General features: G+C 71.9%; 18 protein-coding genes and 1 pseudogene. 6 read left to right on the top strand and 13 right to left on the bottom strand.

What is annotated here, in order from left to right; translation table 11 throughout:
* Window positions 1-167: 167 nt before the first annotated feature.
* The 4 genes from ACFXI4_RS41705 to ACFXI4_RS41690 all read right to left on the bottom strand — a co-directional run bounded on the left by ACFXI4_RS41705 (window position 168) and on the right by ACFXI4_RS41690 (window position 7,541).
* Window positions 168-3,464: a TIM-barrel domain-containing protein gene (locus tag ACFXI4_RS41705; RefSeq protein WP_385002088.1), complete on the bottom strand. Its 3,297-nt coding sequence runs from the start codon at window positions 3,462-3,464 to the stop codon at window positions 168-170.
* Window positions 3,465-3,907: 443 nt separating this feature from the next.
* Window positions 3,908-5,542 (bottom strand): FAD-dependent oxidoreductase, encoded by a 1,635-nt coding sequence (locus ACFXI4_RS41700; protein ID WP_385002085.1) that lies wholly within the window; start codon window positions 5,540-5,542, stop codon window positions 3,908-3,910.
* Window positions 5,539-6,273, bottom strand: a complete 735-nt coding sequence (locus tag ACFXI4_RS41695; protein WP_385002082.1) for a class I SAM-dependent methyltransferase — start codon at window positions 6,271-6,273, stop codon at window positions 5,539-5,541. The genes ACFXI4_RS41700 and ACFXI4_RS41695 overlap by 4 nt, the downstream gene beginning before the upstream one ends.
* A 71-nt stretch (window positions 6,274-6,344) precedes the next feature.
* Complete coding sequence (locus ACFXI4_RS41690) at window positions 6,345-7,541, bottom strand: lycopene cyclase family protein (protein ID WP_385002079.1); 1,197 nt, start codon at window positions 7,539-7,541, stop codon at window positions 6,345-6,347.
* 248 nt (window positions 7,542-7,789) lie between these two features.
* On the opposite strand from ACFXI4_RS41690, the gene ACFXI4_RS41685 reads away from it, so the two are divergent.
* The 4 genes from ACFXI4_RS41685 to ACFXI4_RS41670 are packed head-to-tail and all read left to right on the top strand — an operon-like array spanning window position 7,790 to window position 12,619.
* Window positions 7,790-9,055 (top strand): polyprenyl synthetase family protein, encoded by a 1,266-nt coding sequence (locus ACFXI4_RS41685; RefSeq protein ID WP_385002076.1) that lies wholly within the window; start codon window positions 7,790-7,792, stop codon window positions 9,053-9,055.
* Window positions 9,052-10,590: a phytoene desaturase family protein gene (gene crtI, locus ACFXI4_RS41680; protein WP_385002073.1), complete on the top strand. Its 1,539-nt coding sequence runs from the start codon at window positions 9,052-9,054 to the stop codon at window positions 10,588-10,590. Before ACFXI4_RS41685 ends, crtI begins: the two co-directional genes overlap by 4 nt.
* Window positions 10,587-11,603, top strand: coding sequence for a phytoene/squalene synthase family protein (locus tag ACFXI4_RS41675; RefSeq protein ID WP_385002070.1), 1,017 nt, complete (start codon window positions 10,587-10,589; stop codon window positions 11,601-11,603). The genes crtI and ACFXI4_RS41675 overlap by 4 nt, the downstream gene beginning before the upstream one ends.
* The gene (locus tag ACFXI4_RS41670; RefSeq protein WP_385002067.1) at window positions 11,600-12,619 is read left to right on the top strand and encodes a DUF5914 domain-containing protein; all 1,020 of its coding nucleotides are present in this window, start codon (window positions 11,600-11,602) and stop codon (window positions 12,617-12,619) included. The genes ACFXI4_RS41675 and ACFXI4_RS41670 overlap by 4 nt, the downstream gene beginning before the upstream one ends.
* A gap of 307 nt (window positions 12,620-12,926) precedes the next feature.
* Here ACFXI4_RS41670 and ACFXI4_RS41665 read toward each other — a convergent pair whose 3' ends face one another.
* Entirely contained in the window at window positions 12,927-15,035 is a 2,109-nt protein-coding gene (locus tag ACFXI4_RS41665) for a SpoIIE family protein phosphatase (RefSeq protein ID WP_385002064.1), read from the bottom strand.
* Between the two features lie 130 nt (window positions 15,036-15,165).
* Between ACFXI4_RS41665 and ACFXI4_RS41660 the strand changes: the two genes are divergently transcribed.
* Entirely contained in the window at window positions 15,166-15,369 is a 204-nt protein-coding gene (locus ACFXI4_RS41660; protein WP_385002061.1) for a hypothetical protein, read from the top strand.
* Window positions 15,370-15,716: 347 nt separating this feature from the next.
* Here ACFXI4_RS41660 and ACFXI4_RS41655 read toward each other — a convergent pair whose 3' ends face one another.
* Complete coding sequence (locus ACFXI4_RS41655) at window positions 15,717-16,061, bottom strand: helix-turn-helix transcriptional regulator (protein ID WP_385002058.1); 345 nt, start codon at window positions 16,059-16,061, stop codon at window positions 15,717-15,719.
* A 128-nt stretch (window positions 16,062-16,189) separates the two neighbouring features.
* Here ACFXI4_RS41655 and ACFXI4_RS41650 point away from each other — a divergent pair, with 128 nt between their 5' ends.
* On the top strand, window positions 16,190-16,996 hold the full coding sequence (locus tag ACFXI4_RS41650; protein WP_385002055.1) for an anti-sigma factor antagonist: 807 nt from the start codon (window positions 16,190-16,192) through the stop codon (window positions 16,994-16,996).
* Between the two features lie 667 nt (window positions 16,997-17,663).
* Here the strand turns inward: ACFXI4_RS41650 and ACFXI4_RS41645 are convergent.
* The 7 genes and pseudogenes from ACFXI4_RS41645 to ACFXI4_RS41615 form a co-directional block, all read right to left on the bottom strand.
* Window positions 17,664-17,969, bottom strand: a complete 306-nt coding sequence (locus ACFXI4_RS41645) for a DUF5133 domain-containing protein (RefSeq protein ID WP_385002052.1) — start codon at window positions 17,967-17,969, stop codon at window positions 17,664-17,666.
* A gap of 65 nt (window positions 17,970-18,034) precedes the next feature.
* Window positions 18,035-18,856 (bottom strand): SigB/SigF/SigG family RNA polymerase sigma factor, encoded by an 822-nt coding sequence (locus ACFXI4_RS41640; protein WP_385002049.1) that lies wholly within the window; start codon window positions 18,854-18,856, stop codon window positions 18,035-18,037.
* 363 nt (window positions 18,857-19,219) lie between these two features.
* Window positions 19,220-19,483 carry a hypothetical protein gene (locus ACFXI4_RS41635; RefSeq protein ID WP_362721321.1) on the bottom strand — a complete coding sequence of 88 codons (264 nt, stop codon included), beginning with the start codon at window positions 19,481-19,483 and terminating at the stop codon, window positions 19,220-19,222.
* Between the two features lie 196 nt (window positions 19,484-19,679).
* A complete protein-coding gene (locus ACFXI4_RS41630) occupies window positions 19,680-20,051 on the bottom strand; it encodes an STAS domain-containing protein (RefSeq protein WP_385002046.1) in 372 nt (123 codons plus the stop codon).
* Complete coding sequence (locus tag ACFXI4_RS41625; protein ID WP_385002124.1) at window positions 20,048-21,304, bottom strand: PP2C family protein-serine/threonine phosphatase; 1,257 nt, start codon at window positions 21,302-21,304, stop codon at window positions 20,048-20,050. Before ACFXI4_RS41625 ends, ACFXI4_RS41630 begins: the two co-directional genes overlap by 4 nt.
* A 517-nt stretch (window positions 21,305-21,821) precedes the next feature.
* Entirely contained in the window at window positions 21,822-22,256 is a 435-nt protein-coding gene (locus ACFXI4_RS41620; RefSeq protein WP_385002043.1) for a DUF2267 domain-containing protein, read from the bottom strand.
* Between the two features lie 507 nt (window positions 22,257-22,763).
* Window positions 22,764-22,847 (bottom strand): annotated as a pseudogene (locus ACFXI4_RS41615) (Hsp20/alpha crystallin family protein); the annotation flags it as partial.

The raw sequence follows: 22,847 nt of genomic DNA, 5'->3' as shown, positions 1-22,847 counted from the left end.
TGATCCGTCGTCTGGCCCGTCACCACAGCGGAGTTGGGTGGCGGGCCAGACAGGGGCTGATCACTCGTCGGTAGGTACTCCTCGAGGGTCATGGACGCAGGTTTTGGAACCACGCGGACACCAACGGCGGTCCGTGTCACACCGACCAGTGACGAACCGGCTGGTTCCTAGCGGAAGGTGACTGTCAGCGGGGTGCGGACGGAGTGGCGAGGGAGGGTGATCGTCAGTGTGTCGGTGGTGGCGTCCCAGGTGTAGGCGTGGGCGGACAGGGTGGTGCCGGCGGCCGTGACGTGGGCCGGTGCCCTCGTCCCGCGGACCGACACGGTCCAGGTGCGCTGTCGGGGCTGGCCGTGGAACGTTCCCTTGGCCGCGCCGATGGACAGCTTGTGGACTCCGCCGGACTCCTTGTAGCGGATGAAGGTGGTGGCGCTGTGGGCTTTGCCGACGGCCTTGCCGTCGTCTTCGTAGAGGCTGGTGGATCCGGAGGCCCCGGCGGCGACGGTCAGGGTGACGTCGGTCAGAGGGCTGGCATCGTCCGCGGCAACGTCGTGGGTCCGGGTGGGCACGATGCCGCCTGCCTTGACGAAGACGGGCATCGAGTCGAGACCGGTCGTGACGTCCTGGGTCGTACCGCCGGTGTAGGTCTTGCCGGTGAAGTAGTCCGTCCACTGGCCCGGCGGGAACCAGACCGAGGTGGTGGCCGACGTACCGCTGGTGGTGACGGGGGCGACCAGGACGTCGGAGCCGTAGAAGTACTCGCTGTCGGCCGTCGTGTACGCCTTCTCCTCGTCCGGGTATTCCAGGTACGTCGGGCGGACGATCGGCAGGCCGGTGCTGTTCGCCTCCTCGGCGAGCGTGTACGTGTACGGGACCAGCGCCTCACGCAGGTTGAGGAACTTGTCCGCCGACTTCCGCGCCGCCGTGCCGTACTGCCAGGGCAGCCGGTCGCTGTGGTTGCTGTGCAGCCGGTCGATCGGCTGGAAGGTGCCCAGCTGGACCCAGCGGGCGTACAGGTCGTCGGGGAGCTTGTGCGTGGTGTAGGTCTTCCCGTCGGAGGTGTAGGTCTCCGAGCCGGTCAGGCCCGTGGTGTCGTTGTGGCCGCCGATGTCGTGGGTGATGGCCGCCATGCCGGTCGCCGCCGACTCTCCCGGTGTGTACCCGACTTCGAGCTTCAGCGTGCCCCAGGTGGACGAGGTGTCGCCGGTGAAGTGGACTGTCGTGCGCTTGTCCGCCCACGGCCCTGTGGGCAGCCCCTGCTGGCCGCTGTAACCTCCGGCCTGGAGCGATCCGTAGGCCCGGGAGAGGACGAATCCGCGCCCGAGACGCTGCGCGGCGGCGGACGCGTACTGCTGGTTGATCCAGGCGTCCGGGGTGACGCCGGGCAGAGTCGAACGGGCCGCGTCGCAGCACCAGTCGAGCCACCAGAAGTCGTTGCCCTGCTCGTCCATCGTGCGATGCAGGTCCATGTACGCCTTGAGCTGGTCGGGGTCGCCGAAGTCGAAGGTGTAGCAGTCGTCCCCGGCACCGGAGGCGCAACCGCCCTTCGTCAGCTTGCCCTTGGCCGTGGCCTGCGCCTGGGCGAACTGCGGGTCGGACGCGAGGATGCTGGGGTGCACGTTGAGGGTGTTGTGCAGGCCCTCGGCGGCGGACCAGTCGAAGAAACCCTTGGGGTCGGGGAACTTCGCCGGATCCATCTCCCAGCCGCTCCAGCTGTTGACGGCCTTGAAGTCCGTGTCGGTGACCAGCACGTCGAGCGGGACGCCCTCGGAGCGGAACGCCGGCAGGATCGTGTTCCGGTAGTCCGCGGCGGTGCGGTCGATGTACTCCGAGTACCAGACGCCGTAGGCCCATTGGGGAAGCAACGCGGGTGGCCCGGTGAGCGTGGCCAGGTCGGCGAGACCCTGCTTGTAGTCGTGCCCGTACGCGAACAGGTAACCGTCCTGGTACGGGGCGCCGCCGTGACCGGGGCGCGGCGTCGCCTTCTCCGTGCCGCTGTCGTAGAGCGCCGAGGTCGTGTCGTCGAGCAGGTACCAGCCGTCGCGGTTGAGCAGTCCCGGCGTGGTGACGAGGGGTCCGCCGTTGCCGGTCACGCCGTCGAGTCCGCGGCGGTAGCCACCGAGGGCGATGTGCGGGGGCGGTGCGGCGCCGGTGGGCGTGGTGACCGCGAGGGTGTCCGCGTTCACGTGGCAGCTCGTGGACTCGGGGCAGCCGAGCGTGATGTCGTCGGCCCCGGCCTTCAGGGTGACGGGGACGGAGGCGGTGTCCCACGTGTCCCAGTCCGCGGTGGCGGGAAGTGACAGCGTGCCGCTCGTGCCGCCCGCGGAGACCGTGGCGGTGCGTGTCCGGTGCAGGCCGTCGCCGCCGGTGCCGTTGGCATAGCGCACGTGCAGGGTGTACTCGCCGTCGGCGGGGACTCCCACCACATGGGTGGTCAGGGACGATCCCTGGTTCAGTTCGGCGACGAAGCCGCCGCCGGCGTATCCCTTGTGGTCGGTGGCCCTGACGGCGGTGCCCCCGGTGCGGGCGCCCTCCGCCTCGCAGCTCACGGCGAACCGGCAGTCGGCCACGGCCGTGCTGGAGACGGGCGGGTACGGGTCGCCGGGGCGTACGACGGCGACGCTGTCGACGTTGACGTTCCCGGAGTCCGCGGCGGTCCGGGTGAGCGCGAGGGTGTGATGTCCGGCCGCGAGATGCAGGGGCGCGGTCGCGAGCTTCCAGGTGTCCCAGTCCGCCGTGGCCGGCAGGCTGACCGTCTGGGGGCTGCCGCCGTCCACGGTGACAGACAGCGTGCGGGTCTGCGTCTGCCCGTCGCCGCCGCGGGAGTTGGCGTACCGCAGGCCGAACTGGTAGTCCCCCGCGGTATTGACATCGATGTCAGAAGTGATGGAGCCGCCGGTGCTCTGGAATCCCGCGGCGAAGCCCGTACCCGTGTAGCCGGTGTGGTCGGCGGCCACCGAAACCCCGTCGAGCCGGAGGTTCTCCGCCTCGCACAACTGGCCGGTGCCGCAGGTGAGATGCTGCCAGGGGGTGGCGGTCACCGGGGATCCGCCCGCAGTCGCCGCGACCGAGAGGTTACCGGTGTCGAACTGGCCCGAGTCGATCCGATAGCGCAGGGTCATGGCGCTGGTCCGGATGGTCAGCCAGCCGTCGGACCTGTCGGCCGTGAAGGCGGCGGGGGCGAATGCGCCGCGACCGATGGCGTTGAAGGTCGGAGCGTCGGTGAACTTGCCGTCACCCGCGTACTCGGTGCGGATCAGCGTCGGCGAGAGTATCTCGAAACGAGCCTCCCCGGCGGTGACGGACGGGATCCGCAGCCGGGGGTTGCCGGCCGTGCCCGTTGCGCCTTGGGCCGACGCGGCCGACGTACCAGAGAGAGTGACAACGGCGGCCGTGCCCAGAGCGGCAGCGGTCGACGTCCATCGGCGTGAGGATCTCCACCACTGTCTCGTACGAAGGGGCCTCATGAGCGACTCCGTTCTCAGTGTGACCAGTGAAGGACCCCTACAGAACCCGTGCGGGTACGTCCCACCCTGGTTGCAACGATGCAAAAAAGTGCAGGGGGCATCACAGCACACCTGCCGTGGATACATCTAGTACTGCGACAGAAGCTGCTGATCATGCGACTGGCGGCTCGGTTGCTCGTCGGTCCGGTCGTGGGGAAGAGAAAGTCGCGGGCGTAGGCCGTGCCGGACTGTCGGATGAACTGTTGCCGCTGGTCGAGCCGTTGCTGCCCGAGCCGGGTCCGAAGCTTGGCCGAGGGGGACCGCGGGTCCCGGAGGGCTTCACCGCCTGCAGTGCCTGCCGGCCTGACACCGAGTCGGGTAACGACCTCGCCTGACTCGCCGGGGTGCGGGCACCGGCGGCCTCTGAGGGTCCTTGCCCGGCGGGACGGGCCCGTCCGTACCGCCTACGGCTCTGTCGCCTCTGTCCCTCCGCGGCCTGAGTTCCGCCGCCCGTCTTGCCCGTGCGCGGCGCCGAACCGCCGCGCCGCCCACCGCAGTCCTGCGGAGCGTCCCTGTCCGGGCACCGTCCACAGGTCGTGGCCGCGCAGCCCCCACCGGCCAAGCAGTGTGTTGGCAGCGAGGAAGCCGCTGGTGGCCGCCCGTTCCATCAGTGCCACCGGCAGACCGGTACGGACCGTGTCGCCGGCGACGACCAGGCCTGGCACGGACGTGTCCACCGTCGGCCGGTCGCCATGACCGCCGACCGGGAACAGCGGGCAGTCGGCCCGCCACTCGTGGCGGGCGTCGACCACCCCGGCCTGCCGGGTCTCCGGGTACAGACGATGCAGCTCGCCGAGCAGTTCCTTGGCTACGGTCTCCCGGTCCGCGTCCTCGGGCAGGGCGTACGCGTGCAGTTCGAGCACCGAACCGCCCGAGCGGGCGGCCCACCGGGCGGCCTCGCCCTCCCAACCGCTGAGCACGCTCACGTTGTCCAGGGCGCCCAACCCGCTGGTGCCCAGGAACCCGGGCCGGTCCGCGCGTACCGGCCGGTCCAGCCAGAGGCGGGAGACCAGGAACGGCGGCGCGTTGCGCAGCCGCGCCACCCGCTCACGCCAGGGCGCGTCGCCCAGCCCGGTCGAACGGGCCACCAGCGAACGCAGCCCCGCCGGGTCCAAGGCGAGGACCACCGCGTCGTAGGGCTCGGCACCGCTCGCGGCGGTCACGGTGAAACCCCCCGCCGGCGTCACGGAGACCTCGTCCACGGCCATGTCCGTGCGGACCCCGGCACCGAGCAGGTCGAGCCGTGCGGCGACCGGGTCCCACAGAGCCTGCGGGAACGGCTCTCGGGGGACGTCGAACAGCAGGCCCTCGGACGAACCCAGGAAGTAGACGTGGAACATCAGCGCCATCTCCGCGGCCGACAGCCCGCGCGGATCGGCGAAGAAACTGCGCGAGAAGACCTCGAACGCCAGGTGCCGGGCGGCCGCGGGGAAGCGGATCGCGTCCAGCAGGTCGTAGGCGCTGACGTGGTCGAGCTGCTCGTACACGTCCGGGACCCGCACGTCCAGCAGCGGCAGGGCGGCTCGCGGCCGGATCCGGGGCAGGTCGCGCACGGAGAACGACTCGCTCAGCGCCACAAACCCGAGCGCGCTCCACGGGGGTGTGCGCGGCACGTGGCGGAAGCTGTCACGGCGGCCGCTGCCGTGCCGCAGCGGGTAGTCGGGCAGCGGGGTCAGACCGGCCAGGGCGGGGTCGGTGCGCCGCAGCAGGGACCGGAGGTTGTAGTACTGCCGGAAGAAGGCGTGGAAGCCACGGCTCATCGTGGCCGGGGACCCGTCCGTAAGCCGTGTCCGCCACCCGGCCAGCCGCCCGCCGAGCTGGGCGTCCCGTTCGTACAGGGTGACCCGGACGCCGCGTTCGGCCAGGGCGGTGGCCGCCGTCAGGCCGGCGATGCCGCCGCCGACGACCGCCGCGCGCGGCGCGTCGGACCCCTCCGCCCGTGCGGCGCCGGGTGGTGCGGGCAGCAGCCTCGCCAGCCGGTCCCGGCCGACGAGAGGCGTGCGGGCGGCACGCCCGGTCCTGCGGCTCGGTGCGGTCATCGTCCCGCCCCGTCCGGGCCGGCCGACGGACGGCGGGCGATCACGGTGTGGGCGATGCCGGTCTGCCAGCCCGGCAGCGGCAGTACCCGCACCCGCTCGAAACCGGCCCGCCGCACCCGGTGCGCGAGCTGCCCCGCCGTGTCGAAGGTGACGACGCTGCGCCACAGATGCCGGTAGAGCGGCCCGTCGCCGAGCAGCGTGGCGACCGGCAGCAACAGTCCGCCGCACACCGTGTTCCACACCGCGCGGTGAGCCGCCCGCCCGCTCAGCGCGTACTCGTGCACCGCCAGCCTGCCGCCCGGGGCGAGCATCCGGTACGCGCCGGCCAGAACCCCGTCCGGGTCTGCGGTGTTGCGCAGCAGGTAGGCGGCGAAGACCGCGTCGAAGGGGCCTCGAACCCCCGCCTCGGCCAGTTCTTCCACCGGCGCGTGCACGAACCGCACCGGCCGCGGCCACGGCCGCCTGGCCGCACGCCGCAACATGCCTGCCGACGCGTCGACGGCGGTGATGTCCGCGCCCGGCAGCACGGCGGCCAGCGCCGCCGTCGAGGCACCCGTACCGCACCCGAGGTCCAGGACGCGCGGGGCCGGACCGCTACGGGGCAGGCCGAGCCGCCGGGCGGAGCGGCGCAGATGGGCGTGGTAGCCGGGGTTGGCCGCCACCAGGGTGTCGTAACTGCGGGCGGCGTGGTTGAACGCGCTGGCCAGGTCGGCGTCACGCAGCACGGGCATGCCATCTCCGTAAGGGGTCGTCGGGCGGGGGTCGTACGGTCGGGCCATGCCGGGCCGCGTCGGGGCGGAGTTCACGCGGCCGGGGCACTTCGGCGCGGGGCGAAGGGCAGGGCGAGGACCGAGCCGAGCATCGCTGTGACGGGCACGTGCAGGCCGATGGACAGGTCCTCCGGCAGGCTGGTGCGACCGTCCAGGAAACGCAGCAGTCGAGGCGCGGAGACCCGGGTGAACAGGCGGGTGAAGAAGGCAGGCCCGTCGATCCGGCCGCGGTCGAGGGCGTACAGCAACGCGGCGTCCATCAGCCGGGAGCGCCCCGAGTGCGGGCGCGGCGGAAGCGGGTGGCGCCCGGCGTGCAGCGCGGCCGCGACGGCGCCCGCCTGGCGCTGCACCGCGCTGAACGTGTAGCCCGTCGCGGGCCGGGTGGCCCCGGCCGCGGCCCCGATCCGGAACACGGACGCCCCGGCCTGCCGGGGGAAACGCGCGTCCGTCATCGGGATCACGCCCTGCTCGCACGCGGTGACCTCGTGCGCGCCGATCCGCAGGACCCGGCCCGTGTAGTCCCGCAGCGCACGGTCGTACGCGTCCGCGTCCAGCACGCGCCGGGAGAACTCCGTGTACTCCACCAGCGCCTCGTGCGGGCCGGTCGGCAGGACGTAGCCGAACGACAGCCCGTGCGTGGGCTGCGGGGTACGGAAGTCCATCAACTCCACGGTCGCGGGGTCGAACACCGGCCGCCGGGTGCGCACGAACCAGCCGCGGAAGTGCTGCAGCAGTGTCGTGCGGGCCGGCGGCAGCCGGGCCGGCGGACGCGAGTCGAACACCCAGCGGGCCCGCACCCGCACCTCGCGGCCGTCGGCCCTGCGGGCGCGCACCAGGGCACCACCCGGCACGGCCGCCACGCTCTCGACGACCGCCTCGACCGCCGTCACCCACGGACTCACCCGCAGCGCCCGGCCGGCCAGCTCCTCGAACGCGTCGGAGCCCAGCATTTTGTACCGCCAGGGCTCGATGGCGGCGGTCACCGGCCGCCCGTCGACCGCCCGGACCCGCAGCCGCTGCCAGGAGGCCGTCAGCGCCCCGTCGTACGGTCCTTCGCCCGCCTCCCAGTAGCACCAGGTGCGGCTCGGCGCCCGGAACGGACCCGGCGGTGCCGCCAGCATCACCGCCGTCACCGGGCGCGCCCCCGCCGCGGGCCGGGCCAGCAGCAGGGCGAGCGACAGGCCGGCGGCGCCCGCGCCGACCACCGCGACGTCCGACTCCACCTCCACGGCGGCTCCCTTCCCCGGCCCGTTGATCCGACCAGTCTTCCCGCCGCACCGCCCCGGTGGATGCAGCCGTGAGCGTGTCGTCGCGCCGCCCGCCTCCGGCGCCGGCATGTCCACCGAACGGCGCATCCGGCGAGGTGACTCGCACGGAATGTGTCACGACGAAGCGGAATGTGTGACGACCAGACACGAGACGGACAGGCGAGCTTGGGGCGAGCAGCCCAGCTCTCCGGACGGCGAGAGGATCCACGATGCGTTCCACCCAGGTGCTCGGCCGCCTCACGGCAGCGGCACCCCGCACGCCGCCCGGCCCGGTCGAACCCAGGAGACCAGACGGCGTGGACGACGCGCGCACCGTCGACGCAGACGTGCCGGGCGCCGTCGACAGGGAGTTGCGGGACCTGCTCACCGGCCGCCTCGCCGACTGCCGCACGCTCGACCCGGTGTTCGCCGACGACATCGCCGAGCGCGTCGCGCGCTTCACCCGGCGCGGCGGCCGCCGGTTCCGCGCCCGGCTCGTGTGGTGGTCGCTGCGCGCCTGCGGCGGCCAGGACACCGTCCAGGTCCGCGCGGCGCTGCGCACGGCCGCCGCGCTCGAACTCATCCAGACCTGTGCCCTGGTCCACGACGACCTGATGGACCAGGCGTCCACCCGTCGCGGCGCACCGGCGCTGCACGCCGACGTGACCGCCCAGTACGGCGGCACGGCACCACGGCCCGCGGCCCACCAGCTCGGCGCGTCCGCCGCGCTGCTCGCCGGCGACCTCGCGCTCGCCTGGGCGGACGACGAACTCGGCCGACTGATGCTGGACCCCGGACTCCCCCGGGACACCGCTCACCGGCTCAACGAGGTCTGGCGCACCCTGCGCACCGAGATGGTCGCCGGCCAGTACCTCGACGTCCAAGGCCAGGCCATCTCCGCCCTGACCGTGGGCCGCGCGCTGCGCGCCGCCTGCCTCAAAAGCGCCCTCTACACCGTAGAACGTCCGCTGGAACTCGGGGCGGTGCTCGCCGGCGCCGGCACCGCCACCACCTGGATGCTGTGCCTCGCCGGGCGCTCAGCCGGACTGGCCTTCCAGTTGAGGGACGATCTCGACGACGTCTTCGCCGACCCCGCCACCACCGGCAAGCCGAGCGGCGGCGACGTGCGCGCGGGCAAACCCACCTACCTGCTGGCGGTGGCCCGGGCCCGGGCCACCGCCGCCGGCGACCAGCCCGCGCTCGGCGTGCTCGAACACGCTGTCGGCCGGGCGGACCTGACGCCGCGTGAACTCGCCGACGTCCGCGACGTGCTCGAAGCCACCGGCGCCCGCGGCCTGGTGGAGACGAGGATCGGGCGGCTGGCCCGGCAGTCCCTGCGCCATCTCGCCGAGGCCACCCTCGAACCCGGTCCCGCGGACCGGCTGCGCGCCCTGCTGGCCGAGATCACCGGCACCCCCCGGCCGCGCCCACGACCCGACGGCCCCCTGCTCACCCCCGCCCCCGCCGCAGCGACGGGATCGGAGGCACCCAGGTGACCAGGACGGTGACGGGACCCACCGATCACGTCGTGGTCGTCGGCGCCGGACTGGCCGGCCTCTCCACCACCCTGCACCTGCTCGGCGCGGGCCGTCGGGTGACCGTCGTCGAACGCGACCCGCGGCCGGGCGGCCGGGCCGGGCGCCTGGAACTCGGCGGCTACCTCATCGACACCGGCCCCACCGTGCTCACCATGCCGGACATCGCCGACGAGGCGTTCGCCGCCGTCGGCACCTCGCTGCGCGAGCGCGTCGACCTCATCCCGCTCCACCCCGCCTACCGGGCCCGCTTCGCCGACGGCAGCACCCTCGACGTGCACACCGACGCGGCAGCCATGGAGGCGGAGATCGAACGGTTCGCGGGAGGCGCCGAAGCGGCCCGCTACCACCGGCTACGACACTGGCTGGGCGAGCTGTACCGCACCGAGCGCGGCCGCTTCCTCGACGCCGACTTCGACTCCCCTTTCCAGCTCCTCTCCCCCGACCTGCTGCGTCTGGCCGTCCTCGGCGGCTTCGGCCGCTGGGAGGCACGCATCGCCCGCCACCTGCACGACGAACGACTGCGCCGCGTCTTCACCTTCCAGGCCCTCTACGCCGGCGTCCCGCCCGAACGGGCTCTGGCCGCCTACGCCGTGATCGCATTCATGGACACCATCGCCGGGGTGTACTTCCCGCGCGGCGGCATGTACGCGCTGCCCCGGGCGATGGCCGAAGCCGCCGCCGAGGCGGGGGCGGAGTTCCGGTACGGGCAGCAGGTGACCGGCCTCGAACGGACCGGCGACCGGGTCTCGGCCGTCCTCACCGACGACGAACGCATCCCCTGCGACGCCGTCGTCCTCACCCCCGACCTACCGGTGACGTACCGCCTGCTGGGCCGCGCCCCGCGCCGCCCCATGCGCCTGCGGCACGCCCCGTCCGCCGTCGTCCTGCACGCCGGCTGCGACCGCACCTGGCCCGAACTGGCCCACCACACCCTGTCCTTCGGCCACGCCTGGCGAGGCACCTTCCGCCAGCTCACCCGCACCGGCGAGCTCATGAGCGACCCCTCACTCCTGATCACCCGGCCCACCGCAACCGACCCCGGCCTCGCCCCGCCCGGCCGCCACCTGCACTACGTCCTCGCCCCCTGCCCCAACACCGACATCGGCCCCGACGCCGTCGACTGGCCCAGCCTGGCCCCCCGCTACCGCGACAGCCTGCTGCGCGAACTGGACCGCAGGGGCCTGACCGGCATCGCCTCGGCCATCACCACCGAATGCCTGGTCACCCCCGCCGACTGGAGCGGGCTCGGACACGCCGCAGGAACCCCGTTCTCCGCCGCGCACACCTTCGGCCAGACCGGCCCGTTCCGCCCCCGCAACCTGGTACGCGGCACCACCAACGCCGTCCTCGCCGGGTGCGGCACCACCCCCGGCGTCGGCGTGCCCCCCGTCCTGCTTTCGGGAAAGCTGGCGGCCGCCCGCATCACCGGGCCGCGCACGCGGGCCGCCACCACCGTCCGGACCACCCCCATGACACGAGGAGCCCGACGATGACGGCCCGCGAACTGGACGCCGCCGGCATCACGGAGCCGAGGCTGCGTGATGCCTACACCCACTGCCGCCGGCTCAACGCACGCCATGGCCGCACCTACTTCCTCGCCACCCGACTGCTCCCGCCCGAGCGACGCCCCGCCGTGCACGCCCTGTACGGCTTCGCCCGCCACGCGGACGACATCGTCGACGTCTGCGACGGCGACCTGCGCCGGCTCGCCGACGGCGGAACGGAACGACAGACCGCCGCCCTCGACCGGCTGGCCGACGACCTCACCGTCGGCCTCGCCGGCGGCGCCGGCGCCGCACCGGTCACCGTCGCCCTCGCCGACACCAGCCGCCGCTACGGCATCGATCACCGCCACTTCACCGACTTCCTCGGATCGATGCGCAGCGACCTGACCGTCACCGAGTACGCCGACTACGGCGCCCTGCGCGCCTACATGCACGGCTCGGCGGCCGTGATCGGCCTCCAGATGCTCCCCGTGCTCGGCACCGTCGCCCCCCAGGAGGAGGCCGCGCCGTACGCGGCCGAACTCGGCGTCGCCTTCCAACTGACCAACTTCCTGCGGGACGTCGGCGAGGACCTCGACCGCGGGCGGATCTACGTCCCCCAGGACCTGCTCGCCGCGCACGGCGTCGACCGCGACCTGCTGCGCCACTGCCGGGACACCGGCCGCACCGACACCCGCGTCGTCGCCGCGCTCCGCGCGTTCGAGGCCCTCACCCGCGCCGCCTACGACCGCGCGGCCCCCGGCGTGCCCCTGCTCGACCCCGTCACCCGGCCCTGCATCCGCACGGCGTTCGTCCTCTACCGCGGCATCCTGGACGCCGTCGCCGCCGACGGCTGGGCGGTGCTGCACCGCCGCGCGGTCGTACCCCGCCGCCGCCGCGCGCTCACCGCCGCCAACGGCATGCTCCGGGTCACGGCGGCGCGCCTCGCCACCCGCCGACGGCCGCCGGACACCCCCGACACCACCGCTCCGCCGTCCGCCCGCGCCAGGGAGGTCATGTGACACCCGCCGGACCCCCCAGGCGCGGCCGTCTCCCTCTGCGCCTGCGCCGCGCCCCCGTCGCCTGGGAACGCCAGCGCCCCACCTGGCGCGAGGCACGGCCCGCGCTGATCGCCGATGCCCTCAAGCGGGCGCAGGCCCGGCCAAGCGGCAACTGGTACGTCGTCGCCGCCTCCCGCGACCTGCGTGCTGACCGGCCCGTGGCCCGCACCGTCGAAGGACACGAGGTGGTGCTCTGGCGCGACCAGCGCGGCGACCTGGTCGCCGGACCCGGCGTCTGCCCCCACCTGGGTGCGCCGCTGCGCGACAGCCCGGTGCACTGCGGCACCTTGGTGTGCCACTGGCACGGACTGGCCCTCGACGGGGCCCCGTCCGCCGGCTGGGAGCCCTGGCCCGCCCACGACGACGGGGTGCTGCTCTGGGTACGCCTGGACGACGTGGGCGGAGAGGAACCCACCGCCGTGCCGACGGTGCCGGTCCGCCCCGACCCCGACCACGCGCTGGTCGCCGTCTACACGGGGAGCGGGCGCTGCAAGCCGGAGGATGTGGTGGCCAACCGCCTCGACCCCTGGCACGGCGCCTGGTTCCACCCGTACTCCTTCGTCGACCTCACCGTCGTCAGCACCCCCCGCCCGCCGGACGAACCGGCGGTGCCGGACGCCTTCACGGTCGACGTCTCCTTCAAGGTCGCCGGACGGCTCATCGTGCCCGTACGCGCCGAGTTCACCGCACCCGGACCGCGCACCGTCGTCATGCGGATCACCGACGGTGAGGGCGAGGGCTCCGTCGTGGAGACGCACGCGACCCCCTTGGGCGCCGACGCGACGGGCACCCCGCGCACCGCCGTGGTCGAAGCCGTCGTGGCCGCGTCCGGACGCCCGGGATTCGCCCTCATGCGCCGCGTCGGCCCGCTGCTGGCTCCGCTGGTCCGCCGGGCCGCGGGCCGCCTCTGGCGCGACGACCTGGCCTACGCCGAACGCCGCTGGTCCCTGCGGTCTACCGGCCGGTTCCCGGGCTGAGCCGGCGTCACACCGGCGGTGGAGAGCAGGGTGTGGGACAGCGCCCAGGTCCGTAGCGTGCCGCCACTCCGCGACCAGCTGGGTGCGGGAAGCTTGGACGGGCGATCGGGCGGTGCTGTGCCGCGGGTGAACCGTCGGGCGCCCGCCCTGATGCCCGCAGCCTCCGGTCCGCTTCCGGCGCCGAGCCCGGCCGCGGTGGGCGCCCCCTCCCATGACAGCGGTGATACGTGACAACGGCGCCTGCCGTGGGGCGCATGCAGCGTTGTCGCATGTGACATGTGGCATGTGGCGGGTGGCGTACACCGGCCTACGCGGGGCGTGTCGGTGCCGGCGGGCAGTTGCCCGTCAGTGATTGTGTGCGGGCGATCAGCAGAGCCACGTCGTCGTGGCTGGCGGGGGCCCTGAGTTGCTCGAGCAGTCGGTCGCAGGTGTCCTCAATGGAGAGGTCCGACGGCGACAGGAGGCGGAGGAGGTCGTCGAGACGCTCGTCGATGGGGTCGTCACGGGTCTCGACCAGCCCGTCGGTGTACAGGATCAGCTGGTCGCCGGCGCGCAGGTCGATGGTCGTGGTCTCGAACGGCACGCCGCCGACTCCCAGCGGCGTGCCCGTGGGCAGCTCGAGGAGTTCGGCTCCGCCGCCGGCGCGCTTGAGGACCGGCGGGAGGTGGCCGGCACTGGCCACGTGCAGGCGACAGTCCTGCGGTTCGTAGATGGCGTACACGCAGGTGGCAAGGTACGGGTCCAGCCCTTGGATGACCTTGTCGAGGTGGGTGAGGATCCGGGCGGGGTCGAGGTCGAGGTCGGCGAGGGTCGAGGTGGCGGTGCGCAGGCGGCCCATGGTGGTCGCGGCGGAGATGCCGCTGCCCATGACGTCGCCCACTACGAGCGCCGTCCGGTTACCGTCGAGAGGGATCACGTCGAACCAGTCGCCCCCCACCTCACTGAAGGCTTGTGCGGGCCGGTATCGGGCGGCGACCTCCAGCCCCGGATGCTCGGGGCAGAGCTGAGGCAGCAGAGTGCGCTGCAGCGTCTCGGCGGTGCTGCGGATGTGCTGGTGCAGGACGGCGTTGTCGATGCTGAGGGCGGCCGACGAGGCCAGCTCGCAGGCAAGGGCGAGGTCGTCCTCGTCGAAGGGGTGCGGATTGCGCGCCCGAGCCATGCCCATGACGCCGATGATCTGGCCCCGGGCGATGAGGGGCACAGCCATGTCGCTGTGGACACCAGCCTGTGCGAGAAGCCGGGCGGCGCGCTCGTTCTCGGCGATACGCGAGACGTCGCCGCTTTTCAGTTGGGTGATGAGCACCGGCTCACCGGTGCGGACGCAGTGCGTTGCCGGATGGTCGGTGTGGTAGGTCGTCAGGCGCCCGGGGGCCACGATCGCCTCGGCAGCGCCCGTCGGGTAGGCCGTTTTGACCGCAAGGGCCCGGAAGACGGCCAGGCCGCCCCCGACGTCCGTACGGCCCGTTTGCAGGACGGAGTCCAGCAGGTCCACCGCGACCATGTCGGCCAGGTCGGGGACGACGACGTCGGCCAGTTCCCGCGCCGTCGTGTCCACCTCCAGGGTCGTGCCGATCCGTGCCGAGCTGCCCGCGATCAGTCGCAGGCGCTGCTGTGCGCGGTCGGCCTTCTTCGCCACCCGGTACCGGTCGGTGATGTCCACAACGACGTTGGCGATGCCCAGAACATGCCCTCCGCTGTCTTCCAGCCGGTACAACGACATGGTCCAGGCGCGCTCCTGGTCCGGGCTGCCGGGCACCTGGCTCACCAGTTGCCGGTCCACCACCGGGACACCGGTCTCCAGGACCTCCCGCATGCAGTCCTCCGCACTGAGGAACGGTTCGCCGGGCAGGACCTCCCCGAACCTCCGGCCGAGGTGATCGGCCTCCGACACGTCGTGCATGGACGCGAGGGCCGGGTTGACAGCCAGATACCGCAGGTCGGTGTCGAGGACGGACAGCCCGATCGGCGCCTGGCTGACCAGCCGGTCGGACAGAGCGAGCTTCCGCTCCAGCTGCAGCAAGGTGGACCGGTCACTGGCGAGCCCCAGCGCATAGTGATCGCCCAGGTGGTCCGTCAGCCGCATGTTGCGGAACTCCACCAGGCGCGTACTGCCGTCCTTGTGCCGGATGGGGAACGGCCCGGCCCACGGCCGGCCCGTCAGCATCACCTCGGCGAACAGCGCGATCGCCGCGTCCCGGTGCTCCGGGTCGAGCAGGAGGTGCGCCGCGTACTGTCCCACCGCCTCGCCACGGGCATAGCCGAACAGTTCCTCGGCCTGCGGACTCCACATGTCGATCAGGCCGTCTGCCTCCAGCAGCACCGCAGCGACACCCAGCAGATCAAGGAGCGGACTCGGTTCGGACGCCACGCCCTCCGGGCGATCGTCATGATCCGGCCCCTGTCGTGCTGGGCTCATGGCATTTATCCCTCCCGCCCACCGTGGCCCCCGGAGACGTTGATCCTGGTTCCGATACACCCACAAAGCCATATTCTGCCCCCTCGCGCGCGTCGGCGAGCGTTGGCATCCAAGGCATACGCGGCATCTCATGGCCCTCCCCGAGAACGGGCATCCGCTACCTGGCCGTGACACCGAACCTGCCGAGCGGGGACGCCGCGTCGTCCGCGGCACCACCGTGGAGATCACCCCGCAGGGCCGCATCTTCAAAGAGGTCACCGTCACCGGCATGCGGCTCACCCTCACCAAACGCGGTGACCCACCCGGCCGAGGCATTCTCGTCGGCTACGGGTGACGCGGCCGCGGAGCCGACGGGCGCCACCGCCCCTCCGGACCGGAAGTCTTCGGCCTCCGCGTCGCCGAAGGCCGCGCCCAAGGCTTCCTCGGCAGCGGCGCCCCGCCCGAAATCCCCACCTGCCGATGGCCTCCGAGCTCGATCGCGATCGACCGCAGCCAGCCCGCCGACCCGGTCGGGTCAGGTCGGTGGCAGCGGGCGGCAGCACCTGCGTGAAAGGTCGTGCAGGGGTACCCCGCGGGCGTGGAGCTCGCAGACGGCGGCGAGGCACGCCGCCCCGAGGCACAAGCAGGGCCGGCGGCCGTGTCGTCCGCGGGCTCGGTCCTGGCCGGCTCGCAGATATCCGGTCAGTGGTCTTGGCGCGCGTCGGCCGGAGCCTCGACGGGTCGTGCGGATTCGTGGTGGTCAAGGAGCGTCAGCAGGTCCGCGACGGTTGCCGGGGCGTCGGCGGGGTGGCGAAGAAATGTACCGGGAGGGATGCGGTAGACGTTGGAGCGGCCTTCTCTGACATGGGTGAGGTAGCCGCCTTCCTCCAGGTCGGTGATGATCTTTTGTACTGCTCGTTCGGTGAGCCGGCAGCGTACGGCGATGTCGCGGACACGGATGGTGTTGTCGGCGGCGATGGCAGCCAGCACCCGGGCGTGATTGGTCAAGAAGGTCCAGCCTGCGTACGGCTCTGGCGCTCGGTCCATGCCCTCAACACTACGAGACCGATTCACGTCTTCAAAGAGGCGAATTTTTATTCGTGTATTGATTGACGTGAAGGGCAGGTGGGGTGAGTCTGGATGTACTGAGAAGCCGGTATGCGCGGGAGCCGAGCATGTCCCATTACGTGCCTTTGTCCTCTAGCGGGCGGGCCTGCCCCGGGGGTGGCAGTCCCTTTCAGCCCTCGCCCGAGCATGTCGCCCTCCAGGTCGACGCGGCCGGAGAGCGCCTGGTCGTGACGGTCGCCGGCGAGCTCGACCTAGACAGCGCACCAACGCTGGCACAGGCGCTGAGCGAAGCCCTGGAAGACTCCCCCGGCGGCTTGGAACTGGACCTTGCGGGCGTCGACTTCTGCGACTGCTCCGGCCTCAACGTCCTTCTGCACGTGCACCACCAGGCCCACGCCAGCGGAAAAGACATCGTCCTGCACGCCACCAGCCCGGCCGTGGACAGGCTGCTGTCTCTCACCAGCACCCTCTCCCTCTTCCGTACGGAGCGGGCAGGAAACAGCAAACCGCAGGCCGCCCCCGAGGACGCGACAGCAGTCCACCCAGCACATCGGGAGGAGCCCGGCGGGGCCGGCCACTGTGACGTGGCCGGGGACGCCGCGGCGTCCCCGAACCCTTCGACGCAGAAAGAAGACGCGTCCGGGCCCGAACTCGCCACCGAGAACGCGCAACTGCACCGGGCGATGGAGACCCGCACCAACATCGACATAGCCCGCGGCATGCTCATGTCGTCGTTCCGGCTCACCACCAGCCAGTCGTGGCAGGTCCTCGTGACAGCGTCCCAGCACACCAACACGAAATTGCACATGATCGCCGACGCGGTGGTGCGCACATCCGAAGGCCAGACCCTGCCCGGGCCGCTCGCCGGCCAACTGGCCGCAGCTGTACAGACGCACAGCGCCCGCACACGCTAGCAACCGCCCAGCGGCCGGCCTGTCACCGATGCCGCACCAGCGGCACACACAGAACTCGCCCGCCGGGCGGCGCCATCGGAAGCCGGGGGTCAGGCGCGCACAAGCGCGTGACAGCCGCCGCCTCCCGGACGGGTGAAGCGGCGCGGAGCGCGCCGTGGGCCTGTGCGTACGGCCCGGGCGTACCGGGCCGGCCGCGTGCGGGCAGACACGGGGGCGCCGGCTCTGTCTTGAGAGGTCAGGCCTCAGGAGCGACTACGGATCACCACATGCCCACCCGCCCAAGGACGCTCGGCCACGAGAAACCGCCCGGCGTCTTACCGCACCATCAGGACAGGACCCTGACCACACAGGTCACGGCCAAGGCGATCAAGAAGCAGCCGAGCACTCCGTCAGTCCCGGCGATCGCCGGGACTGACGGACCGCGTCGTGGTAGCCGTTGTCGTCGGACCAACCGCGATCAGCCATGATCACCGCTGCTGGACCCTCCAGCCGCCATGGCTCCCAGACTGGCGGGGCTGGCACGAACACCGCACTGCCGACGCTGCCGTGCCAGAGGTGCCGGCAGTGCGTTCGCGACCTGGTTCCCAGCCGCTCCCTGGACCCGGCGGGCAGTTCCGGAACCGTACGCCGTTGCGGTGAAGCGTGTGCGTGCTGCGCAGTTCCGACCTCAACTGTGCAGGAGGGGACCAGCGCCTGCAGGACGGTGGAGCCGGCCGGTGGCCACGACGGTCCGTGCCGGGTCCGTACCGGTCACCGCGACTCCGGTACCCGCACTGTCGATCGGCTGGCCGAGGTGGTCGTGGGCTACTCGCAGGGCCTGTGTGATCTCCCGTGTGCCGGTGGACACGCAGAGGGTGTAGGCCAGGTCCTGCAGGCGAGGGCCGGGAGCGGTGCCGTCGGTGCCTTCGATCGTGAGCAGCGTTTCGTACTCCGTGAGAAGTCTGCGCAGGGTCGCGGGGTGGGGCATGAGCATCGGACGGTCTCCTCGGATGCGGGCTGGAGAGATGTTCAGGGAGGGCGGCGTGCCGGGGCCGTGCGTCACTGGCGGAGGGCTTCGGCTCGTACGCGCGCGCAGCTGCGGGTGATGAGTCGGGAGACGTGCATCTGGGAGATGCCGAGCTGGTCGGCGATCCGGCTCTGCGTCATGTCCTCGAAGAAGCGCATGTAGAGAATGGCGCGCTCGCGTTCGGGCAGCCGGCGCAGGCCCTCCTTGACGGCTTCCCGGTCCACGACGGTGTCGAGGGAGCCATCCACGTCTCCGAGGGTGTCGGCAAGGCTGTAGCCGTCGTCGCCGACGGAGAGTTCGGCGTCCAGGGACAGGGTGCTGAAACTGTCCAGGGCCTCCAGACCGGCCTTGACCTCGTCCTCGGTGAGGCCGGTATGGGCGGCGAGGGCAGCCGTCGTGGGTTCCGCGCTGCCGGGCTGCTGGGTGAGTTCGCGGCGGGCCACCCGCACCCGGTTGCGCAGTTCCTGCACGGAGCGGGGTACCCGCAGCACCCACATCCGGTCCCTGAAATGCCGCTTGATCTCGCCGGTGACGGTGGGCACCGCGTAGCTCTCGAAGGCACCGCGGGAGGGGTCGTAGCGGTCGACGGCCTTCACCAGGCCGAGCGCGGCGACCTGGCGCAGGTCCTCGATGTTCTCGCCGCGGTCGCGGAAGCGGCCGGCAATGCGATGGGCCATGGGCAGCCACACGGCCACCAGCTCACCGCGGAGGGCATCCCGTTCGGGGCCGTCCCCGAGGCCGGCGAGTCGGGTGAAGAGGGACGCCGTGTCGGGAGCGTCGTCGTGGGGGTGCCGGGATGCGGGGCGAGCGGGCACGAGCGTGCGGGGCCCGCTGGAGGCTGTGTCGACAGGCATGCGTAATGGCTCCTGAACGGATTCTCAGAAAGTCCAGGAATTCGGATTCCGGATCTCTGAACGCTTGGTCAGGGGTGCCGCAACGAGGGTGGCCGGTACCAGAGGCCGACAGGTCGGGGGGACCCCGCTGGGCTTGCGCCTCTGGTCCGAAGCACTGGATCCCCACGTGCCCCCGGCCACGCACCGCAAACCATGGGCGAGTAGGCACGGTGCCCTCACGGCCTCCGCCCGCCCCGACGGAGGGCAGCCGCACGTCCGACGTGGCTCTGCCACCGCCCGGCGCCGGCAGAGCCTCGGCCCCGGCAACGAGGTGTGCCGGATGGCTGGGGGCGTGAGCGGAACGGCCGCGGTGGCGGCCGTCGGTCAGCTGGCTTCCCTTACCGCGTGCAGGGAGCCGGTGAGGGTGCCTTCCTGCTGTTCGTAGTGGGAGAGGGCGAGTCCGAGTCCTATGAAGGTGGGTGCCCATTCGCCGACGAAGATGCCCCATCGGTCGGCCCGTTCGATACCGGCCTGCTCGGCTTTGAGGCTCGTGAGCCAGGACAGGGCGCTGAGACCGATGGACGTGATCCCGGCGAGGTAGGCGTGTTCGCTGCGGATGCCCATGTCGTGCAGCTTTTTGATCACCATGGGAGCTCTCCGTTCTGTGACGGGTTCTGCTCGGGGATGTCACCCCTTATTCCGCCGCTTCGGGACGCATGGATGCATTCAGGGCGTTTCGTGGAGTGGAGGGCACCGAGGCGCGGCCGCGTCCGTGTCTCGGTGCGGATGTCCTGTCTCACCACAGTGAGTCGTCCGTCCCTGTGCTGACCTGCGTGGACGCCGGTCAGGCCGTGGGCGGAGAGCCAGGAACGGGATGTGCCTGCCAGGCTTCGACCAGGCTGCCGTAGACGGCGAACACATTCCGGGCGCCGGTAACGGTCAGCAGGCGCATCATCTGTGGAGGCGGTGCAGCCAGGATGAGCCGGCCGCCGCTGTCCTGAGCGCGGCGGCGCAGGCGGATGAGGGTGTTGAGACCGGAGGAGTCGCAGAACGCGACACCGGTCAGGTCGAGGATCACGGTGCGGTGGTCGCCGAGGGCTGCGTCCACGGTGTGCTCCAGGACGGATACGGTGGCCAGGTCCATATCGCCGGCCACCCTGAGGGCACTGGTCTGCCCACGGATGTCGGCCGTGTCGATGCGTAGGACGGACTTCACAGCGGGCGGCTCCCGTCCTTCGGGGTGCCGGCCGTGGCCGGTGGATCCCTCAGCCCGGTCAGGGCCTTCGCCGGTTCGGTGTCGTCAATGACCGGACCCAGCCATTCGCACATCAGCACGGTGGCGTCGTCCTGGAGGTGACCGCCGTGGTAGTCGAGGACGGCCCGCATCAGGCGGCGCAATGTCTCGGGGACGGGCAGGCCGTCGGCGTCATGGCGGACGAGGAAGTCGGCGAAGCGTTCGACACCGAACTCTCTGTCGTCGGCACCCCGGGCCTCGGTGATGCCGTCGGTGTAAAGGATGATGCGGTCACCCGGCTGCAACTGTTCGGAGCAGACCATGCTGGGCAGGCCCAGGTCGGTGCCCATGGGGTGGGCGGGCGGGCACTGGAGGTGGCTGCTGCGGTTGCCGCGGATGACAACCGGCGGGTGGTGGCCGCGGTTGACCCAGCTCAGCACACCGGTTCGGGTGTCGAGGGTGGCAAGGACGCCGGTGACGTAGCGACGGTGGCCGTACTGCTCGATCAGGGCGGCTTCCACGGCCTCGCCCTTGGCGGCGAGTTCCGCGCCCCGGCGGCGGGCCTGCCGGCAGGCCCCCAGGGCGAGTGCTCCGCACAGCCCCGCCGCGTTGTCGTGGCCCATCGCGTCGAAGATCGTCAGGTGAACCAGAGGGCCGTCGAGGGCGTACTCGTACACGTCGCCGCTGATCCGGTAGGCCGGCTGCAGCGACGCCGAGACCACGACCCGCCCGTCGGCGTACGTGCTCGGCGGCATCAGGTTCCACGCCATCTCGGCCGCGATGCTCAGCGGCTCGGTACGCATCAGCCGGGCCAGCGTGTCACTGGACGTCTGTTTGGCGACGATCAGCAGGGCCAGGATCGCGGCGAGGCGGTCGGCGTCCTCGCGGGCCCGGGCATCGTCGTAGGCGGAACGCACCCGCAGCACTCCCAACCGCTCGGTGCCGTCCACGATGGGCAGCCACCATTCGACGCCTGCCGCCTCGTTCACGGCGCAGGAGGCAAGCCAGCCGTACTGATAGGCCCGGCCCGGGGTAGTGCCCTCGATCCGGATGACCTCTGCGGCGCCCGGCGACGCCCCCTTCTCCCCGGGCAGCAGATGCAACCCCCGGCGCTCCAGATCCGCCACGTAGATGAGCAGGTCGGTGAAGCCCGCGGCCCGGGCATGCTCACCGGCCTTCTCCGGCAACACGTCCAGGGGCATCAGATGACTGGCGTCCAGCAGACCGGCGAGCATCGCCCGCCCGCCCGCCTCGCGGTCCACATCCACGGCCGTCTCCCTCGTCTGCTGACACAGCCGGGTTCCCTCTCGTGACGACTACCCACATCTACCGGTGACCTCGTCCACGCCATGCCTGGCGGTGTCGTGCGGCTACCGATCGCCGTGAACGGGAGGGGGCGCCCCCTCCCCGATGCCTGGAGCGCGCCATGGGCAAAGACCCGCGTGGTCGCCGTCCGGCAGATCATCGTCGGGCATCAGCTGCGAAGGAGAAAGGCGGCGCCCGCAGGGCGGTGAAGCTGGGCGGGGGCCACGACGGTGCGTGCCCGTCACTTCGTCTCTGCTCTCCATGGTGTCGATCAGTTGTCGAGGTAGTCGTAGGCCACCTGCAGAGCCTGTCCGATGTCCCGTGTTCGTCGTGGCAACGCCGACATCACCCGCCTGCTCGCCTGACAGGTCCTCGGGATGCGCGGGCGCGGCGCGGGGCGGGGACGACGACGGTCGTCGTCCCCGCCCCGAGGGCTTCCGTCGCCGTCTACGCGGCGGGGGTGAGTTCGGCGCGGCCGAACAGCAGCGCGTAGCCGTGCGGAAGCCGGTGCAGGATGCGGGTCAGCAGCTCGGGACGTGCAAAGGCGGCGACGGCGGAGAACACGGATCCGACGTCCCAGCGGGTCGTGGCCTGGGAGGCGCCGGTGCGGGCGGCGAGGTCCTTGACGAAGGCCCAGCCGGTCAACGGCTGGGCGTCGGGGATCTGGGCGGTGAGGATGCGCGCGGCCTCGAAGGGCAGGCGTGCGGCCAGTTCGACGCGTTCCTCGCCGGTCAGCTGACGTCCCAGCCCTGCCAGAACCAGGCGGACGGCTTCCTCGGCCTTCTCGCGGGTGGGGTAGGCGCCGTCGTAGCGGACCTTCTCCAGCATCTGCTCGTACGCCCTGTCGTAGGGCTGCTGGGACGGTACGGGTCGGTCGGACATTTCTGCGGTGGTTGCCTTTCTGTCACCTGGGTCGTGGTGCCGGTGTGCGGTCACCTTCGATGGGCGGTCGAGTGGGCCGGGGTGGCCGAAGGACAGGACGTGGCCAGCGGGGATCTGGAGCAGGATCCTCACGTCCGACGGCGTCGGCAACGGTGGAGGGGACGGCGCTGTCGTCTCAGGCCGCGGTCTGCTCGTTGGCGCCCTCGATCCAAAACGCTTCGGAAGCAGCGGTTCGGCGCGCTGCAGCAGGTTGAACACGCTCAGGGCGAAGCCGTACGGCAAACGCGCGGCCAGCTGGCCACGTACCCCTCCGACCATGTGCGCGCCCAGCAGGGTCAGCACACCGGGCGCCGCGGCGCGTACGGCCTCCTGCAGGGAGCCGTACGCGCCGCGCTTCTTCACTGGTCGAGGAACGCACTCGTCGCACCGTCATCCCGGCCGGCCTTCAGGGCGCGAAGGGCGGGCCGGATACGTCCTCCGCCGCTGGCGAGTCCCTGTCCGTCCGGCTCAGCCGGAGATCTCCTTGGGGCCGGTTCCGACGCCGATGGCGATCTTCCGCGGCTTGGCGCGCTCGGCGATCGGGATGCGCAC

Source organism: Streptomyces sp. NPDC059224 (genome assembly GCF_042754285.1).
GTDB lineage: Bacteria > Actinomycetota > Actinomycetes > Streptomycetales > Streptomycetaceae > Streptomyces.
This window is presented reverse-complemented; position numbering and strand designations above follow the sequence as displayed.

Bases quoted from the DNA above. Each gene is read 5' to 3' on its own strand.
- ACFXI4_RS41675 (WP_385002070.1), top strand. From the start codon at position 10,587: ATGACGGCCCGCGAACTGGACGCCGCCGGCATCACGGAGCCGAGGCTG.
- ACFXI4_RS41635 (WP_362721321.1), bottom strand. From the start codon at position 19,483: ATGGTGATCAAAAAGCTGCACGACATGGGCATCCGCAGCGAACACGCC.
- ACFXI4_RS41685 (WP_385002076.1), top strand. From the start codon at position 7,790: ATGCGTTCCACCCAGGTGCTCGGCCGCCTCACGGCAGCGGCACCCCGC.
- ACFXI4_RS41650 (WP_385002055.1), top strand. From the start codon at position 16,190: ATGTCCCATTACGTGCCTTTGTCCTCTAGCGGGCGGGCCTGCCCCGGG.
- ACFXI4_RS41700 (WP_385002085.1), bottom strand. From the start codon at position 5,542: ATGACCGCACCGAGCCGCAGGACCGGGCGTGCCGCCCGCACGCCTCTC.
- ACFXI4_RS41620 (WP_385002043.1), bottom strand. From the start codon at position 22,256: ATGTCCGACCGACCCGTACCGTCCCAGCAGCCCTACGACAGGGCGTAC.
- ACFXI4_RS41655 (WP_385002058.1), bottom strand. From the start codon at position 16,061: ATGGACCGAGCGCCAGAGCCGTACGCAGGCTGGACCTTCTTGACCAAT.
- ACFXI4_RS41625 (WP_385002124.1), bottom strand. From the start codon at position 21,304: ATGCTCGCCGGTCTGCTGGACGCCAGTCATCTGATGCCCCTGGACGTG.
- ACFXI4_RS41665 (WP_385002064.1), bottom strand. From the start codon at position 15,035: ATGAGCCCAGCACGACAGGGGCCGGATCATGACGATCGCCCGGAGGGC.
- ACFXI4_RS41645 (WP_385002052.1), bottom strand. From the start codon at position 17,969: ATGCTCATGCCCCACCCCGCGACCCTGCGCAGACTTCTCACGGAGTAC.
- ACFXI4_RS41640 (WP_385002049.1), bottom strand. From the start codon at position 18,856: ATGCCTGTCGACACAGCCTCCAGCGGGCCCCGCACGCTCGTGCCCGCT.
- ACFXI4_RS41695 (WP_385002082.1), bottom strand. From the start codon at position 6,273: ATGCCCGTGCTGCGTGACGCCGACCTGGCCAGCGCGTTCAACCACGCC.
- ACFXI4_RS41660 (WP_385002061.1), top strand. From the start codon at position 15,166: ATGGCCCTCCCCGAGAACGGGCATCCGCTACCTGGCCGTGACACCGAA.
- ACFXI4_RS41705 (WP_385002088.1), bottom strand. From the start codon at position 3,464: ATGAGGCCCCTTCGTACGAGACAGTGGTGGAGATCCTCACGCCGATGG.